At 62.0% G+C, this 17,955-nt stretch carries 11 protein-coding genes; 8 read left to right on the top strand and 3 right to left on the bottom strand.

Going from position 1 to position 17,955, the window contains the following annotated elements; translation table 11 throughout:
- Positions 1-1,290: lipopolysaccharide biosynthesis protein (locus tag ACTHL0_RS21310; protein WP_440568887.1), on the top strand; the 1,290-nt coding region annotated here is incomplete at its 5' end.
- 103 nt (positions 1,291-1,393) lie between these two features.
- Here ACTHL0_RS21310 and ACTHL0_RS21305 read toward each other — a convergent pair.
- A complete protein-coding gene (locus tag ACTHL0_RS21305) occupies positions 1,394-3,052 on the bottom strand; it encodes an IclR family transcriptional regulator (protein WP_440568886.1) in 1,659 nt (552 codons plus the stop codon).
- Between the two features lie 165 nt (positions 3,053-3,217).
- Here ACTHL0_RS21305 and ACTHL0_RS21300 point away from each other — a divergent pair, with 165 nt between their 5' ends.
- The 4 genes from ACTHL0_RS21300 (at position 3,218) to ACTHL0_RS21285 (ending at position 7,696) form a co-directional block, all read left to right on the top strand.
- On the top strand, positions 3,218-4,177 hold the full coding sequence (locus tag ACTHL0_RS21300) for an MBL fold metallo-hydrolase (protein WP_440568885.1): 960 nt from the start codon (positions 3,218-3,220) through the stop codon (positions 4,175-4,177).
- 29 nt (positions 4,178-4,206) lie between these two features.
- Positions 4,207-5,952 carry an FAD-dependent oxidoreductase gene (locus tag ACTHL0_RS21295; protein ID WP_440568884.1) on the top strand — a complete coding sequence of 582 codons (1,746 nt, stop codon included), beginning with the start codon at positions 4,207-4,209 and terminating at the stop codon, positions 5,950-5,952.
- Positions 5,953-6,061: 109 nt separating this feature from the next.
- Positions 6,062-6,292 (top strand): DUF2783 domain-containing protein, encoded by a 231-nt coding sequence (locus ACTHL0_RS21290; protein WP_440568890.1) that lies wholly within the window; start codon positions 6,062-6,064, stop codon positions 6,290-6,292.
- A gap of 75 nt (positions 6,293-6,367) precedes the next feature.
- A complete protein-coding gene (locus ACTHL0_RS21285) occupies positions 6,368-7,696 on the top strand; it encodes an MFS transporter (protein WP_440568883.1) in 1,329 nt (442 codons plus the stop codon).
- 93 nt (positions 7,697-7,789) lie between these two features.
- On the opposite strand, the gene ACTHL0_RS21280 is transcribed toward ACTHL0_RS21285, so the two are convergent.
- Together ACTHL0_RS21280 and ACTHL0_RS21275 are read right to left on the bottom strand one after the other, a co-directional pair.
- Positions 7,790-9,046: a TAXI family TRAP transporter solute-binding subunit gene (locus ACTHL0_RS21280; RefSeq protein WP_440568882.1), complete on the bottom strand. Its 1,257-nt coding sequence runs from the start codon at positions 9,044-9,046 to the stop codon at positions 7,790-7,792.
- A 532-nt stretch (positions 9,047-9,578) separates the two neighbouring features.
- Complete coding sequence (locus tag ACTHL0_RS21275; protein WP_440568881.1) at positions 9,579-11,087, bottom strand: trypsin-like peptidase domain-containing protein; 1,509 nt, start codon at positions 11,085-11,087, stop codon at positions 9,579-9,581.
- Positions 11,088-11,752: 665 nt separating this feature from the next.
- Here ACTHL0_RS21275 and ACTHL0_RS21270 point away from each other — a divergent pair.
- The 3 genes from ACTHL0_RS21270 to ACTHL0_RS21260 all read left to right on the top strand — a co-directional run.
- Positions 11,753-13,138: an NCS2 family permease gene (locus ACTHL0_RS21270; protein ID WP_440568880.1), complete on the top strand. Its 1,386-nt coding sequence runs from the start codon at positions 11,753-11,755 to the stop codon at positions 13,136-13,138.
- Between the two features lie 747 nt (positions 13,139-13,885).
- Positions 13,886-15,046, top strand: coding sequence for an NHL repeat-containing protein (locus tag ACTHL0_RS21265; RefSeq protein WP_440568879.1), 1,161 nt, complete (start codon positions 13,886-13,888; stop codon positions 15,044-15,046).
- 207 nt (positions 15,047-15,253) lie between these two features.
- Positions 15,254-17,955, top strand: a 2,702-nt coding sequence (locus ACTHL0_RS21260; RefSeq protein WP_440568888.1) for a molybdopterin-dependent oxidoreductase, incomplete at its 3' end; no start/stop codon positions are given.

Raw genomic sequence — 17,955 nt, 5'->3', positions numbered from 1 at the left:
TTCGTGTACGTCGGCTACATCATGAGGTACTTGTACCTCCTGGTGGTCATCCCGTTCTATGGGCGTGTGCTCGGCGTGACCGAGTACGGCCGCGTGCTCGCGGCCATGTCGTTGATGAACGTCATCTGGATGCTCGTCAGCTTCGGCTTCACGTTTGTCGGCATGCGCGATGCGTCGCACGCTCGTGAGCGGCACGAACACAACCATATCTTTTCGCTGCACACCAGCGCCCGGATGGCGATGGGCAGCCTCGGCATCCTGATCGGGATCGTGGCCACCCTGTGTTCGCCCGTGCTGTCGCAGCGCCCGTTGATCGGGATCTTTGCGACGTTGCTCGGCGTGATCAACGGCTGCAACGTCAGCTGGCTGTTCCAAGGGCGGCAACACTTTCGCACGCCGATCATTCTCGAAGTCGTCGGTTTTGTGATGAGCCTGGTGCTCGTGCTGCTGCTTGTTCACGGGCCGGCCGATTCGACGATGGTGCTCGCGAGCCTGCTGGTGGCGGGTGTCTGCACGACGGCAATCGCCTACCAGTTGACCGTGAAGCACCTCGGTTGGCCGCGGCTGCAGTTGCGCGGCGTGCCGGGGCTCATGCGCGATTCGACGATGTTGTTTCTGTATTCGACGGGTTCGGTCGTGCTGACGTCCGCATCGACGTATCTGCTCACGCTGCTCTCTACGCCGACGCAAGTCGGCTATTACGGGGCGGCGGAGCGGTTCGCCACGATCGGCCTCAGTCTGATGGGGCCCGCCTCGCAGGTCTTCATTCCGACGATCTCACGGCAGATCGCGCAAAACGATCATCAAGGGGCGCGCGTGACGACGAGACGCGGGGCCACGCTCCTGCTCGGTTATGGGTTTCTCGCATTGGGCGGTGCGCTCGTGCTCTCGCCCTATGTGCTGCCGCTGATCCTGGGCGCGGCGTTCAAGCCGAGTGCCCACGTCTTGCAATGTTTTGCATGGATGTTCCCGTTTTCGGCGTTCAATCAATTCGTCGGTTTTTATATCCTGTTGCCGCGCAAGAAGGATCGCATCATGGCGATCGCCGGATTGATGTCGGCGGCGGCGAACCTCACGTCGGCGATTTTGCTCGCACCGCACTACGGGGCCATCGGGATGGCACTCGCGCGCGTGATCGGCGAGGGGACGCTATCGGTCACGTTGCTCGTGTTCGCGTGGCGCTCGGGCTTGCTGGCCCCCATCTTCGGGCGCAGCGTGCCGGGTGAGGAGCCGAAGCGGCAGCCGTCCTCGGCCAACGAGCGCGACGATCGCATTCGTGGCACGACGTAGTTCGTCGAGCAACACGACTTGGCCTGGGGCCTGTTCACGCTAATTCCAGGCTTGCGAACCCTGATTGCAACAATGCTTTTTGGGGCTGGCTACCAGAAGGGCCCTAGCGAACGGGTGCCCAGCCCAGACGCCACGACAATTGGCGCGTCGTCTCAAGCAACCGCTGCGCAGGCATCGCGCCATCCGCGCTGTCGAAGCTCCCCGTCGATCCGATCAGCGCAACGACGAGGCGAACTGTGTTTGTGTGGTCGAATACCGGCGCCGCGAGCGCATCGATGCCGGGGATCGGCGCCCCAAGCGCACGATCGATACCGTCTCGACGAATCCGCACAAAGCGTGATTCGTTAGGACTGGTACCGGAGAGGGCTCCGCGGTGCTGCTCGGATCCCTCTCTCTCTCTTCTTCCCGTATCCCCCGCCACCTCGGCGGCCGTCCCCGCAAGCCGCAGTGGCTCGAGCGCGAGCAAGTCCGCGAGCGGCGCTGCCCCGAGGTAGGCCGCGAATACCCGGCCTATCGCCGTATGCACGAGCGAGACAACGGTGCCCGCCCGCAAGCTGATATGGACAGGCTGCGCCGATTCTTCGAGCCGAATCACAGTGGGACCGAGCGGGCCGAGCACAGCGGCGGCGACAGTGAGCCCCGTCTCCGCGGCCAGACGGGCGATTTCACGCTCGGCGTCGCGTTCGGGGGCTTGCCGCTGCAGCGCCGTCAATCCAAGTTGCAGGCCGAGCGGTCCGGTATCGAATGCACCGGTCTCGTCGCGTGAAAGCAGGCCGATCCCGACGAGGCTGACCAGATGCGGGAACGCCTTGGCGGCGGGCATGCCGGCGGCCGCCGCGAGATCGCGCAGGATCAAAGGGCGAGCCGCCCGCACGAGCGCAACAAGCAGTTCGCCGGTCGTATCGAGCGTACGGATCCCGCGCTGTCCCGTGTCCTGCGAGCCGGGTTCGACATTCCATTGACGGGGTTGATCCGATGGCTCGCCATCAGAAGGGGAACGTAACGTCCGCTCGATGCGCGCTGCCGACGCACGAAGTGCATCAGCGAGCTTTCCGCTCCAGGCGACGTCGATCGTGCTCGACGGCCCGATCGCCGTCAGCGTTAGCAGCAACGCGCCGGTGGCATCGAGAATCGGCACGCTCATGCTGCTGATCGACGGCGTCGGCGCATCGATGCTGCGTTCGATGCCGCGCTTGCGGATGGCTTGTCGTTCCCGCTCCGACGCGCCGCTGTCTGCTTGCGTCAGATCCGTGCCCGGCTGCATCGCGTGCCGTTGCGCCTGCTCCAGGAACGCGGAGAAAACGCGCCCCGTCGACGTGGCGGTGAGCGACATGATCGAACCGACATGCAGGTTGACGTGAAGCGGCGCGCCCGCGTGCTCGTAATGAACGATGGTCGGGCCATGAGGCCCGGCCGTGCAGATGGCGATACAACATCCCGAGTGCCTGGCGAGCCCCGCGACTTCGGTCACGGCCGCGCGGTACGCGGGTTGATGCTCAAGCGACTGCAGCGCAAGGCGCAGGGCCAACGGCCCCGGTTCGTAGCCCCCGAGCGCGGCATCGCGCTTGACGAGCCCCAGCCGCATCAGGCTGACAAGGTACGTGTGCACTTGCGCAGGCGCGATGCCGGCTGCCGCCGCCAGCTCGGCCAAGCCGACACACCCGCGACGTGCCAACACCTCGAGCAGCTTTCCGCATACTTCGACGCTTTGTACGCCACGCGAAGCGCGCGTCTCGGCGGGGGGAGGGGAATGCGTGGCCAAGCCGACCTCTACGAATCTAAAGCGCAGATCTTATCCGACCTTGTCCGATGAATCGCATGATCGAAGAGATTTGCGTATAGCAAATGCATTTGCTGTTGACAAAGTATCGCGCCGGCGCCTACCATGGTTTCAACACTCTCCACGTTCCTCATCAGCGAGACAACCATGGCAAAAGCATTCGCATCGCAGGCCGATCTCGAACAGAAGAAGATCACGTTCACGCAGTTGTCCGAGAACACCTACGCGTACACGGCCGAAGGCGACCCGAACTCCGGTGTCGTGATCGGCGACGACAGCGTGCTGATCGTCGATACGACGGCCACCCCCGCAATGGCGGGCGACTTGATCGCCAAGATCCGCTCGATCACGGATAAGCCGATCAAGCATGTGGTGCTGTCGCACTACCATGCCGTGCGTGTGCTGGGTGCGTCGGCCTATTTCGCGGAAGGCGCGCAAAACATCATCGCGAGCCGCGGCACGTACGAGATGATCGTCGAGCGCGGCGAGGCAGACATGAAATCGGAGATCGAACGGTTCCCGCGCCTTTTCGCGGGCGTGGAGACGGTGCCGGGACTCACGTGGCCGACGCTCGTGTTCGAGCGCGAGATCACGCTGTATCTGGGCAAACTCGAAGTCAAGATCATGCATCCCGGCGCCGGACATACGAAGGGCGACACGATTGTTTGGCTGCCTTCGCAGAAGGTGCTGTTTTCGGGCGATCTCGTCGAATACGACGCCGCCTGCTATTGCGGCGATGCGCAGCTCGCCGCTTGGCCCGCGACGCTCGACGCGCTCGACGCGCTGGGTGCCGAGAAACTCGTCCCGGGGCGCGGCCCCGCGCTCGTCGGCCCCGGGCAAGTCAAGGCGGGTATCGGCTACACGCGTGATTTCGTGACCACGCTGCTCGAGCAGGGGCGTAAAGCAGTCGAACGCAAGCTCGATTTGAAGGGAGCGATGGCGCTGACACGCGAGGCGATGGATCCCAAGTTCGGCCAGGTTTTCATCTACGAACACTGTCTGCCGTTCGACGTCACGCGTGCTTATGACGAAGCGAGCGGCATCGCTCATCCGCGCATCTGGACTGCGGAACGCGACCGTGAGATGTGGGCTGCGTTGCAGGGCTGAGCGGTGCGATGGGGGAGACGGAGACGGAGATGACGATCGATTATGAGAATCTGCGCTTTGAATATCGCCCTGCGAAAGAGCAGGCGAGCGGCGCAGCCAAGCAAATCCATCCTGTGGTGGTGGTGGGGGCCGGCCCGGTCGGGCTCGCCACCGCGATCGATTTGGCGCAGCGTGGGATTGAAGTCGTGCTTGTCGACGATGACGATTGCCTCTCGACGGGCTCGCGTGCGATCTGTTTTTCGAAACGCTCGCTCGACATCTTCGATCGCCTGGGATGCGGCGACAAGATGGTCGAGAAGGGCGTGCGATGGCACGTCGGCAAGGTGTTTCTGAAGGACGAACTCCTTTATTCATTCGATTTGCTGCCGGAGAGCGGCCATCGCCGGCCCGCGTTCATCAATCTTCAACAGTATTACGTCGAAGGATTCTTGATCGAGCGCGCTGTCCAATTGCCGAATCTGGAGATTCGCTGGAAGAACAAGGTGGCTGCTGTAGCGAGGCCCGAAGACGGGGGCGAGGGCGTGGCGCCCGTCACGCTGACGATCGATACGCCCGACGGCGAATATGCGCTTCACGCGCGCTATGTCGTGGCGGCCGATGGTTCGCGCAGCCCGATGCGCCGTTTGCTGGGGTTAGAAAGTCACGGGCGGACGTTCCGCGATCGCTTCCTGATCGCGGACATCAAGATGGAGGCCGAGTTTCCAACGGAGCGCTGGTTCTGGTTCGACCCGCCATTCCATCCGAATCAGTCGGTGCTGCTCCATCGCCAGCCCGACAACGTGTGGCGCATCGATTTCCAACTCGGATGGGACGCTGATCCCGTACTCGAAAAATCGCCCGAGCGCGTCATACCGCGCGTGCGTGCGCTGCTCGGTCCGGACGTGAAGTTCGAGATCGAATGGGTGAGCGTATATACGTTCTCGTGTCTGCGTATGGATCGCTTTCGTCACGGCAACATCCTGTTCGCCGGCGATGCGGCGCACGGCGTTTCTCCGTTCGGCGCGCGCGGCGCGAATAGCGGATTTCAGGACGCCGAAAACCTGGCGTGGAAGCTCGAAATGGTGTTGGCCGGCGTGGCACCGGACGCGCTGCTCGATAGCTATGCGCAAGAGCGTGAATATGCGGCCGATGAAAACATCCTCAATTCCACACGTTCGACCGATTTCATTACGCCCAAGAGCGCAGTCAGCCGCGTGTTTCGCGATGCGGTCCTGAGTTTGGCGCGCCATCATGACTTCGCGCGCCGGCTCGTCAATAGTGGGCGGCTCTCGGTGCCTGCCGTGCTGCATGAATCGACGCTCAACACGCCGGATCGCGATCGGTTCGATGGCGGGCTCGTGCCGGGCACCGCTTGCGTCGATGCGCCGGTGCTTCGCGACGGCGCGCCGGACTGGCTGCTTGCGCATATCGGCGGGCGGTTCACGGTGTTGGTGTTCGCAGGCACCGATGGGATCGGAACGGGCGTGCAAGCTGCGATTGCTCAGGCACGATCCCTCGGCGTGGCTGTGGACGTCAGTTTGATCGTACCCGACGGGGGCAGCCTGATTGGCGACCGGCTAGCCGTCGAGGCTTCGGCGGTCGGTGCGACGGTGCTCCATGATGTCGAGGGAAGTGTCGCGCAGCGCTACGGCGCGGAACCCGGAACGACCTACCTTGTGCGGCCAGATCAGCACGTGTGCGCGCGGTGGCGCGCGCTGCAGACGGATGATCTGTCGTCCGCGCTTGAACGCGCATTAGGTGGGGCCGCCGCTGTCTCTGTCTCTGTTTCCGCATAGACGGTGATGACAGCGGACGGAGCCATCTGCCATTACAACCAGTTAGTTCTCCTAATCATCGTTTAACAAGACCGAACCAGGCGGAACTCAAACCGAGACAGAGATGACTATGACGCTCAATCTGCAATCCAATCTCGCCCGGCCGGACGAGTTTTACGAAGCGTTGATCGATATGCATCGCGATTTGAGCGATGCGCAAAGCCAGAGCGCGAACGCGCAACTGATCTTGCTGCTGGCGAATCACGTTGGCAGTCACACGGCCCTGCTCGAGGCGATGCGTATTGCTCGAGACGGCGTGCTGGAGCTGCCCTCGCATGAGGGGGAAGCTGTCGCCGCATAAGCCTTCTTTCGATCGTCCGCCTTCATCGGCGCGCTAGACGCCGAGGCGATTCATCCCTTTTCTGGAGCGAGACGCATGACTCATTCAATCGATGCCGCGGCCGACGCGGCGGGCGGCGCGTTGCCTGCCGATGACGCGTTGTACCGCAAGATTTCAGTGCGCGTCGTCCCCTTTCTTTTTCTCTGCTACGTCGTATCGTTTCTCGACCGAATCAATATCGGCTTTGCTCAGCTCCAAATGAAGCATGACCTTGGCTTCAGCGATGCGATGTATGGGCTCGGCGCGGCCGTGTTCTATGTCGGTTACGTCTTGTGCGAAGTGCCGAGCAACATGCTGCTTGCCCGCTTTGGCGCCAGACGCACGTTCGCTCGCATCATGCTGCTTTGGGGGATCGCTTCGGCGGGTACGATGTTTGTCAGAACGCCGGCGCATTTTTACGCCCTGCGGTTCGCGCTCGGCGTATTCGAGGCAGGCTTCTTTCCCGGCATCGTGCTTTATTTGACGTATTGGTTCCCGGGGCCGCGCCGGGCGTCGATCCTGTCGATTTTCTTCGCCGGCGTAGCCGTAGCCGGAGTGATGGGCGGATTGTTCTCCGGCTGGCTCATGCGCGACATGGCCGGTACGCTGGGGCTGGCGGGATGGCAATGGATGTTCGCGATCGAAGGATTGCCGGCGCTCATGCTCGGATTCATCGCGCTGACTCGGCTCGTCGATGGCCCCGCGCAGGCATCGTGGCTCAGCGCACAGGAAAAAGCGCGCGTCGTTCGCGCGCTCGCCGACGACGGTGGCGGCGCCGCAACCCATGCGCATTCGATGGGGGCGCTCGCCCAAGCGTTGCGCACGCCGCAGGTCTATCTGCTCGCGTTCATCTATTTTTCGCTGACCTGCGCCTCCCTTACCCTGAATTTCTGGATGCCGCTGATGATTCGCGACTTCGGCGTGACCGATGTCGTATCGATCAGTCTTTACACGGCGGTGCCGAACGCCTTGGGCGTGATCGGCCTGATCGCCATCGCGCGCCATTCGGATCGCACGGGAGAGCGGCGCCGGCATTTCGCATTCTGCACCGGCGCCGGTGGTGTGGCGCTCGCTTTGCTGACGATGCATTTGCCGAGCTTTGCCGCGATGCTGACGATTCTTTCGTGCGCCACGATCCTGATCTTCGCGGCGCTGCCGATCTTTTGGACGATGCCCTCGCGCTGCCTGTCCAAAGCCGCGGCGGCGCCCGGTATCGCGCTGGTCAGCAGCATCGGTATCACGAGCGGAATCGTCAGTCCGTGGGTGATCGGGCAGATCAAAGTCCACACGGGCAGTATGAACGATGCGCTCTATCTTTTGACGGCTCTGCTCATGGCGAGTGGATGCGCGGTCCTGCTGACGATGAAGGATGACACCGCCGCGTGATTGCGGCGGTGAATCCCCCGCATTCGGTGTCGGCGGGCGGCACCGGCAGTGGTTCAGCGCCGGTATCGGCTCTGCTTGTCAACTCCTCGAATCCTAACGCGTTTTCTCGATAGCGCCGCGCAACGCGGCGCGCACACGTTCGACGTGTTGGGATTCGGGCGCGAGGCGATCAGCCAGCCTGCTGGCGAGTGCAAGCGCATAGGCAGGGGCCGCTGTGCCGCTGCGGCATCGTCGCCCAAGCCACCAAAGCGTCGCGCGAGCGAGTGCGATTTGCGTCACCTCGCGCGCGTGTTCCAGTTCGAACAAGACGCCAAGCGCGCTCACGCCGAGCCATAGTGCGAGCAGGGGGCCGAGATAAGCGTCTACGACGCTGGCGACTGTGATCGGCAAATGCGAAAAGATCCAAGGCGTGCCATGCCGATAAAAATCGTCGACGAGGGTTTCGTGGCGGCCCGGGTCGCCCAAATAGCGCGGGAACGCACCGGCATCGTTGACGTACGTGCGCTGGCGGTGCACGTCGCGCATCGCGTCCAGGACTGCATAGGCGGTTGCCGGTGGCAAATCGCGTCGCGCGACGACGGAGATGGTGGCGGCGAGCAGTGCGGTCGTGTGCGGCGGCACGTTGCGCGCAATATCGTAAATGCCGGCGGGCAGTCTCACTTCACTGAGATACGGCAGTTGTGCCGCGATGGCTCCTTGCTGTGCGATTTCTATCATGACAAGACGATCGTCTTTGGCGAGCGCCATCGCCAGATCGCTATCGGCCGCGAGAATGAATACGCCAGCATCGAATTGTCCCTGCTTCAATTGGGCGACGCCGTCCTGAAACGGTAGGAAGGTGATGTCGGTGTTGTTCGCGCTGATTCCCGCGAGTGCGAACACGCGGCGCATCGTATCGCTCGTCAGACTGTTGGGCGGCGGCAGGACCAGCGATAGGCCCCGTAAATCCGAAAACGTGTGTACGGGATGCGCGGCAGCGGCGGTGCGGCTTTCGAAGATGAAGATCGGCTGAAGCTGTATATCGCCGAGCGAGATGAGCCTGGGCGTCCCGGGTGTCTTTTCATGGTTATCGGAAACGAAGCCGAGATCGAGGTGCGAGCGATTGTCGGCGACACGTGCTTCGATTTCATCGGTGTTCGCGAACGGAACGATGTCGACCTGATAGCCCTTCGGTTCGAGCAATGCTTTGTACTGGAGTGCCGTTTCGTAATAACCGGCGCCCGCGGCGCCCACCGCAATTCGAATATGCCGCGATGGCTGTGCGTGAAACGCCGCGAAGATCAGCAAGCCGAGTGCAAAGACGGTTAACCAAGTGCGCGCGTGAGCGGCTTTGGGCAGTGTCGGACGCATATGTACAGTTCGAACGAGTGCGCTTCAGGCGCTATACCTCGCTGACTCCCATTGTCGAGTTGCGGGGGCGGCGATGCGATGGATTCACCGGCGGCCCGGCCGTTCGCTTGCCAATGGGGGCGATTGTGCGTGCCCTCAGGGCGCGTTTCCATGAGCCGGACGTCGGGTGTCGCACGGCCTGGCCGTATTGACCCATTGCATCTCGCGTGTCGACGTCAGCAACTCGGCCAACGTCTTAACTTGCGTTGCCAGACGCCGCGCATCTTCATCGTCGGCCAGTCAATTCGGCATTTTGTCGCGAAACACGGATATGCAACTTGGCTCGAGGCACGTGTGCCGGGCCCATGATGCGTTGGTTGTAGAGCGCGAGTCCGTGGCGCAGCATCGGCTGTGCCGCGTCCGGACCGGATCGGACTTTGTCGGCTGATCGTCAGGCAGCGGTGGTGACTCGCTGCGTGTATTCGACCGCGATCAGCCGCGCGTGGAGCGCCGTAAGGGCGCGATGGGACAGGAAGGGAATAGCAACCTCGGCCTATCGTATCGGGAGCGATACGAAGGTTCGAGCATCGTCGCGTTGGATCAACAGCGCGATCTCCTTTCCGCCACGGGCGATCGATCGCTCCAAAGCTTCCGGTGTGCTCACCACTTCGCTATTGACAGACAACACGATATCGCCCGCTTGGACGCCGGCGCTGGCGGCAGCGCCCGTTGCCGCATCGACCATAACGCCGGAGGACAGATTCGCCGTATGTCGCTCGTCCTCCGTCAGCGCGTGCACGGTTAGCCCGAGCCGATCGAGCGCGCTGGCCGGCGTCGCTGCGGAAGCGGCGGGGGCACTATCGGGGCGCGTGGCGACGATGTTCGTCGTCAACGACATCGGTCTCTTGTTACGCACGATCGTCAGCGTGACCTTTGTCCCCGGCTGCAAGGCGGCGACGTAATCGGTCAAATCGGCCTGATGCTCGATGGCTTTGCCGTTGATGCGTGTGATGACATCGCCCGGCTTCAGGCCGTTGGAGACGCTGCCGCGGCCCGTCTGCGTCACGTCGGTCACGAGCGCCCCCATCGCGTGCGGCAAACCGAACGCGGCGGCAAGCCCCGGATCGACGTCTTGCATGCGCGCACCCAAACTGCCGCCGGCCAGCTTGCCCTGCGCTTGCAGTTGAGCGCGCAGCTTGAGGGCCCCTTCGATTGGGATCGCCAACGTCAGGTTGCGGTATCGCCCGTTGTCTGCATAGACCTGGATATCGACGCCAATGACGGTGCCGTAGCGGTCGAGCACCGGGCCGCCCGAATTGTCCGGCTCGGCGGCGATATCGGTTTGGAGAAAGGAGAACGTGCTGCCGTCCGGCAATACGTGCGGCGTGACGCTGACGAGCCCGGAGGAAACCGAGTTTTGCGGACCGTCGGGCGCACCGATCGCAAGAACGCGTTCGCCAACGCGAGCGCGCGACGAATCGCCCAGCCGCATCACGGGCAGCTTGGACGCATGTTGGATTTGAAGCAGGGCAATGTCGGTCTGCGGATCGGCGGCGAGCACATCTGCCTTGAAACGGCGCTTATCCATCAGCGTTACCGTGACTTGCTCGGCTCGATTGACGACGTGCGCGGTCGTCACGACGACACCGTCGGCGCTGATGATGAAGCCGGACCCGGCGCCCCAGAACACGCGTGGCGGCTCAGGCACGTTCGGTTGCGAGGGCGATTGGGCGCCTGTCGCCCTGACGAGTGCGAACACGGGATCGTCGGGATCGAGATTGTCGAGCCCGGGTGCGGGCGCGGCACCGCTTGCCTCGGCCTGATCGCCCGAGTCGGGCGGCGTTGCCGTGCTGATGTTGACGACGGCCGGGCCGTATCGATCGACCATCGCGGCGAAATCGATCGGTGCCGAATTGAGCACGGTGGGCGGCGGCGTATGTGCGGCTCGCGTGGGCGGGGCGCCTGCTTGCGCGGCCAATGCGCCCGCCCGCGCGGCCGACACCGCGGGTGGAAGGAATGTCACGCCGCCGAGCAAGATGATCGTCGCTGCGGTGCGGCCCACGGTTTGGGCTCGCGCCCTTGGTCTCTGGCTTCCCACGGCTTACCCCCTACAACGGTTGTCATGGCGGTGGCCGCGTGCACGGATGATGAAACGGGCGGATGGCGCGTCGGTCACAGCAGGGTCATTGTTGTTCAAGCGCAATCGCTCCGCTGTGAGCGAGCGCACGATCGGGCTGTAACAAGCCGATTCGAAGCAGCGCTGCGCTGCCATCGACGGTTGACGCGGATCGCTAGCAGCGCACGCGGGCCACTCCCCATTGACTGTGTTGTGACCCTTCATCGTCGATTCACGTGGCCAAATACTGACCAAATACTGATCATCACACTTTCGCACTAGGCGTAAACGCGTGGTCGATGCTGATGAAACCCCGGTTTCATGCGGATATAAGCGCCGTGACATGGGCGCCATGTTCCTCGATTGATGGGCCGATATAAGGCGTTCATCTAACCTTCGCTACGTCGAAGTGCACGTGACGTGGCTGACTGAAGCGCGCGTCGTAGCGCGCCAATCCGACTAGCGCACGGTTTCGAAGCGACGAGACGCTTTAGCGGCTCGACCGTCCCCGGACGCAGCCGACAAGCCTGAACCTACACCTGCCAGATACGAGACAAACCTGACGACGGCCCGCCGGGGCCGTTTCAGCACGCTGATAAAGGAGCCAGCTCATGAGTGATACCCCCGCGCAGCCGACGGTCGGCGTCGGTGCAACAGACGAATTCGGCAACATGGGTGTCATCGATCGATACTTCGGCATTTCGCAGCAGGGCAGCACGCAGCGCCGGGAAATCGTCGCGGGTGTCACGACCTTCCTGGCGATGGTGTATTCGGTGTTCGTCGTGCCGGGCATGCTCGGGAAAGCCGGATTCGATACGAGCGCCGTGTTCGTTGCCGTTTGCCTCACGACGGCCTTTGGTTCGCTGTTGATGGGCCTTTGGGCGAAACTGCCGATTGCGATCGGCTGTGCCATTTCGCTCACCGCATTCACCGCATTTGGTCTCGTGCTCGGCAAAGGCATTTCGCCTTCGGTGGCACTCGGCGCCGTGTTCTTGATGGGCCTGGTCTTTACGGGTATTTCGGTGACGGGCGTGCGCTCGTGGATTTTGCGCAATCTGCCGACGGGGGTTGCACACGGAACAGGGATCGGTATCGGCTTGTTCCTGTTGCTGATCGCATCGAACGATGTGGGCCTCGTCGTCAAGAATCCGGGCGGTGGGTTGCCCCTTGCACTCGGCCATATCGGCTCCTTTCCCGTGATCATGTCGGTGATCGGTCTGGCATCGATCTTCGGGCTGGAAAAGCGCCGTGTGCCCGGCGGTATTTTGCTGGTGGTCGTGGCGATTTCGGCGATCGGGCTCGCGCTCGATCCGGGCGTGACGTATCACGGAATCTTTGCGCTGCCTTCGTTGAGTGCGCCGGGGCATCGGTCGCTGATCGGTGCGATGGATATTAAAAGCGCGTTGTCGGTGGCTGTGCTGCCGAGTGTGTTCGCGCTCGTGATGACGGCCGTGTTCGATGCGACGGGAACCATTCGCGCGGTGGCGGGGCAGGCGGGGCAGCTCGATGAGAATGGCCGCATCGTCAACGGCGGGCGTGCGCTGACGGCGGATTCATTGAGTTCGATCTTCTCGGGTTTTCTCGGCGGCGCGCCGGCGGCGGCTTATATCGAATCGAGCGTGGGCGTGGCCGCGGGCGCGAAGACGGGACTGGCCGCGGCTGTGGTAGGGGTGCTGTTCCTCGTCGTCATGTTCTTTTCGCCGCTCGCGGGCCTCGTGCCGTCGTATGCAACGGCACCGGCGCTGATGTATGTGGGCCTCTTGATGCTGTCGAACGTGAGCAAGCTGCACATGGACGATAGGGTCGATGCGATGTCGGGGCTTGTGACTGCCGTGTTTATCGTGCTCACGGCCAACATCGTGACGGGCATCATGCTCGGCTTTGCGACGCTCGTGATCGGCCGCATGGTGAGCGGCGAGTTCCGCAAGCTCAATGTGGGTACGGTGTCGATTGCTGTCGTGCTGGGCGCGTTTTATTTGGGAGGTTGGGCTATTTGAATTGTCTCGGGGTGGTGTTTTCGGATGACAGCGCGGATGGCGCGGCGTCGCCGCAGGGACGTTGAGTCGTCTCCTCCGCCATCTTTGTCGTTGATGGACTTCGAGCCTGGGAACGGTCGTTTCCGGGCTTTTTTATGTGTTCGGCGTGAGCGAAGGGGAATGGGGCTTGTGGGACAGGCGAGAGCGACCGGTGTCCTGATAGTCAACCCCCGGATAGGTAGCCTGTGTCGATTTATGCAACACCGGACATAAGATGTGTTGGAAGGTGATATATTGGGTAACAAATGAGTCCAAGAACTCCAAAAGAATAGTTTCAATACCTTAATAACGACTGACGATTCGGGGCCCAGAGAGATGTCAAGCAGTACGCCTGGTATTCATTTGTCGCCCGGTGCGGCACGATCAATTGATGCTGTCCTCCAGTGCAGCGCGCCAAGCACGAAGCCGCGCTTGGCGCGCTGTTGCGCGCTCCAGCACGACGCCTCTTCAGCGGCACGTCGGACCACATAAGGTTTTTCTGATATCTGATGTAGGGATTTTTTGAGTTGCCGCTGACTCCTTATTCGCGTCGAGCGATTGGAGTGGCAATGCGCAGCGGTGGCGGCATAGATCACTCTGGATCTAATTGAAAAGAAAAGGACCGGCAAGTCTGCTACTGATCTTTACTGTCGGTCAATTACATAAAAACGAGCGGTCGGCTATCAGCGGCAGGCCCTCAACCTTTGACCAGAAAAGGATAGACATTCCATGCAGAGGCAACAACCACTCCGACTCGTCGGCCAATTGGCCGCGGCTAGCGCGCTGGCCTTCATTCTGGCTGCTTGCGGAGGAGGAAGCGGAAGCGCTTCGACCACTACGTCCACGTCCTCCAGCACCACTTCTTCCAGCACCAGCTCTTCCGGCGGCACGACGTCGACCACCGTCGCCGCGGTTCAAGTCTCCACCGTCGCAGGATCCGGCGCTTCTGGCTCGTCAAACGGCGCGGGCACGGCGGCGACGTTCAACGATCCGGCTTCCATCGCTATCGATGCCAACTCAAACATCTACGTCGCCGATACGGGCAATAGCCTGATCCGCAAGATCGACGCGGGCGGCAACGTCACTACCCTTGCCGGATCGAGCTCGCAAGGTTCGACGAACGGCCAAGGCACCGCCGCATCGTTCGCTTTGCCGAACGGTATCGCCATCGATGCGAGCGGGAATCTCTATGTGGCCGATTCGGGCAATAACGAAATTCGCAAGATCGACACGGGCGGCAACGTCACGACGCTCGCGGGATCGGGCACTAGCGGGGCAGGAAACGGCCAGGGCACGGCCGCCTCGTTTAAGTTCCCGACTGCGGTTGCCACCGACGCAAGTGGGAACGTCTATGTGGCGGATACGTTCAACAACGAGATCCGCAAGATCGACGCGAGCGGCAACGTCACGACGCTCGCGGGATCCGGTACTCAAGGCTCGGCCAACGGGCTCGGCACGGCCGCCTCGTTCAATAAGCCGCGCGGTGTCACCGTCGATGCGAGTGGAATCGTGTACGTGGCCGATTCGAGCAACAATCTGATCCGCCGAATCGACACGAGCGGTAACGTCACCACGCTGGCGGGAGCCGGGGCGCAAGGTGCCGCCAATGGGCAGGGCACGGCCGCGTCGTTCAACACCCCGTTTGGCCTCACCGTCGATGCAAGCGGCAACATCTACGTGGCCGATACCTCAAGCAACCTGATTCGCAAAATCGACGCGAGCGGCAACGTTACGACGTTGGCGGGGTCCGGTGTCCAAGGCTCGGCGAACGGTCAAGCCACCGCCGCCTCGTTCTACCGGCCTGCCTCTCTCGCTGTCAACGCCAGCGGCACCGTGTACGTAGCCGATACGCCCAACAATCTGATCCGCAAAATCACCGCCACGCATTAGTGGCGAATTGGAACGCAGCCAGGCGCGACACATTACCGCTCTGGGCTGCGGACGATCGAAGCGTTCCCAACTATCGCACCAGCCGATATTTTCAATCGCCGAATACGATTTTGTATTGCGCGCCATCGCTCCTAACATAGCCATACCCGATCGCCGCCCATGCCTTACCGAGGCTCGTGCGGCACGAGCCACGAACAGGGATGGACAATGGAGCACCAGGCGCGCACGCAAAACGAGCAGCTCGAAATCAAGACGACGACATGCTACATGTGCGCATGCCGTTGTGGCATCCGCGTACATTTGCGCAATGGCGAAGTCCGCTACATCGACGGCAACCCGGAACACCCGCTGAACCAAGGCGTGATCTGTGCGAAAGGCTCGTCGGGGATCATGAAGCAGTATTCGCCCGCGCGGCTCACGCGGCCGTTATTACGCAAGCCCAGCGCCGAGCGCGGCGAAGCGCAGTTCGAACCCATATCTTGGGATGCCGCATTCGACATTCTCGAGAAGCGCCTTCGGCACGTACGCGCAACCGACCCAAAAAAGTTCGCCCTCTTTACCGGCCGCGATCAAATGCAAGCTTTGACCGGTCTGTTCGCCAAGCAATTCGGCACCCCGAACTACGCTGCGCACGGCGGCTTTTGCTCGGCGAACATGGCAGCCGGCATGATCTATACGATCGGCGGCTCTTTTTGGGAATTCGGCGGCCCCGATCTCGACCATGCGCGGCTGTTCTTCATGATCGGCACCGCGGAGGATCATCACTCGAATCCGTTGAAGATCGCATTGTCGAAATTCAAGCGGGCAGGGGGGCGGTTCATCGCAATCAATCCCGTGCGCACGGGCTATGCGGCGATTGCCGACGAATGGATTCCCATTCGGCCCGGCACCGACGGTGCGCTATTCATGGCGTTGATTCGCGAGCTGATCGAACAAGGTGCCTACGATCGTCCGTTCGTCGAGCGCTTTACGAACGCCGGCGAACTCGTGGATATGCGTGAAGCATGCGATACATTCGGTCTATTCGTTCGTGATCCCAACGCACCCGAAGTGAACGCGTTGTTTCCGCAGAATCATCTCTGGTGGGACACGCTCACGAACAGCGCCGTACTCAATCACGCCCAAGATGCAAAACCGGCACTCGACGGCCGCTATGTGCTCGAAGACGGAACACCCGTCGCGCCGTCGTTTGCACTCCTACGCGAGCAGGTTGCGCATTGCACGCCGCAATGGGCGGCTGAAATCACGGGTATCGAAGCCGAAACGATCTCGCGCATTGCCCAAGAGATGGCGACAGTGGCTCGGGAGCAGCGCATTGCGTTGCCGATTCAATGGACTGACTCCTGGGGCGCGACGCACGAAACAGTCGAAGGCGCGCCGATCGCGTTCCATGCGATGCGCGGGCTGGCGGCGCATTCGAATGGGTTTCAAACGATTCGCGCTTTGGCCGTGCTGATGTCGCTGCTCGGCACCATCGATCGGCCCGGCGGCTTTCGCCATAAGGCACCCTACCCGCGTGCAGCGCCTCCGTCGGCCAAACCACCGAATGATCCGGCCGTCATCAAGCCGAACACGCCGCTGGCGTCGGGGCCTCTCGGCTGGCCGGCGGCGCCGGCCGACTTGTTCGTGCATGAGGACGGTTCTCCCGCGCGCCTCGACAAAGCGTTTTCGTGGGAATACCCGCTCGCGGTGCATGGGCTCATGCATTCGGTGATCACGAACGCTTGGCGCGGCGACCCTTATCCGATCGATACGCTTCTGATCTTCATGGCGAACATGGCCTGGAATTCGTCGATGAATCCAGTCCAAGCGCGCAAGATGCTCGCCGACAAGCATGAAAACGGTGAATACAAGATTCCGTTCCTCGTCGTGTGCGATGCATTCGAATCGGAGATGATTGCGTTCGCCGATCTGATTCTGCCCGATACGACCTACCTCGAGCGTCACGATGTGATGTCGGTGCTCGACCGCCCGATCTCCGAATTCGACGGTCCCGTCGATTCGGTGAGAGTGCCGGTTGTGCCGCCGACGGGCGAGTGCAAGCCATTCCAGGAGGTGTTGATCGAATTGGCGAGCCGCCTGAAGTTTCCGGCGTTCACAACGTCGGACGGTCAGCGCAAGTTCCGCGACTACCCGGACTTCGTCGTCAACTTCCAAACTTCGCCGGATTCGGGCACGGGCTTCCTGATCGGCTGGCGCGGAAAGGACGGCACAAAGGCGGTGAAAGGCGAACCGAATCCGAACCAGTGGGAGCAATACGCAAAGCATAACTGCGTCTACCACCATCGGTTGCCGGACGCTCTGCAATACATGCGCAACTGGAATGGTCCGTATATGGAGTGGGCCGTCGAAAACGGTATGCGCAAGTTCGGCGTACCGATCGTGATTCAGCTCTATTCCGAAGTGATGCAGACCTTCCGTCTGGCCGCACAAGGCAAGACGAAAGGACGGCAGCCGCCCGATCGTCTGCGCGAGCGCATCGAACGGTATTTCGATCCGCTGCCGTTTTGGTATCCGCCGCTGGAACACGACACGACCGATCTCGGCCGTTATCCGCTCGCGGCGATCACGCAGCGGCCGATGGCGATGTATCACTCGTGGGATTCGCAGAATGCGTGGCTGCGTCAGATTCATGGCGAGAACCATCTGTTTGTGAATCCCGCGATGGCCGCACAAGAGGGCATCGACGACGGCGGTTGGATCTACGTCGAATCGCCATGGGGCAAGGTGCGTTGCCGCGCACGCTATAGCGAGGGGGTAGAGCCCGGCACGGTCTGGACCTGGAACGCGATCGGCAAAGCAGCTGGCGCCTGGAATCTGGGGCCCAACGCCGGTGAATCGCAGCGCGGCTTTTTGCTGAACCACGTCATTACGGACGAACTGCCAAGCGATATGCGCGCCGGTGAGCG

The sequence above is a fragment of the Trinickia sp. genome (assembly GCF_051961175.1).
In the GTDB taxonomy this organism is placed as follows: Bacteria; Pseudomonadota; Gammaproteobacteria; order Burkholderiales; family Burkholderiaceae; genus Trinickia.
The sequence above is the reverse complement of the archived record's forward strand: the minus strand, read 5'-3'. Positions and strand labels throughout refer to the sequence as shown.

What these genes read in the sequence shown, in the direction of transcription:
- ACTHL0_RS21270 (WP_440568880.1), top strand. Translation starts at nt 11,753, where the DNA reads ATGAGTGATACCCCCGCGCAGCCGACGGTCGGCGTCGGTGCAACAGAC.
- ACTHL0_RS21285 (WP_440568883.1), top strand. Translation starts at nt 6,368, where the DNA reads ATGACTCATTCAATCGATGCCGCGGCCGACGCGGCGGGCGGCGCGTTG.
- ACTHL0_RS21295 (WP_440568884.1), top strand. Translation starts at nt 4,207, where the DNA reads ATGACGATCGATTATGAGAATCTGCGCTTTGAATATCGCCCTGCGAAA.
- ACTHL0_RS21290 (WP_440568890.1), top strand. Translation starts at nt 6,062, where the DNA reads ATGACGCTCAATCTGCAATCCAATCTCGCCCGGCCGGACGAGTTTTAC.
- ACTHL0_RS21280 (WP_440568882.1), bottom strand. Translation starts at nt 9,046, where the DNA reads ATGCGTCCGACACTGCCCAAAGCCGCTCACGCGCGCACTTGGTTAACC.
- ACTHL0_RS21300 (WP_440568885.1), top strand. Translation starts at nt 3,218, where the DNA reads ATGGCAAAAGCATTCGCATCGCAGGCCGATCTCGAACAGAAGAAGATC.
- ACTHL0_RS21265 (WP_440568879.1), top strand. Translation starts at nt 13,886, where the DNA reads ATGCAGAGGCAACAACCACTCCGACTCGTCGGCCAATTGGCCGCGGCT.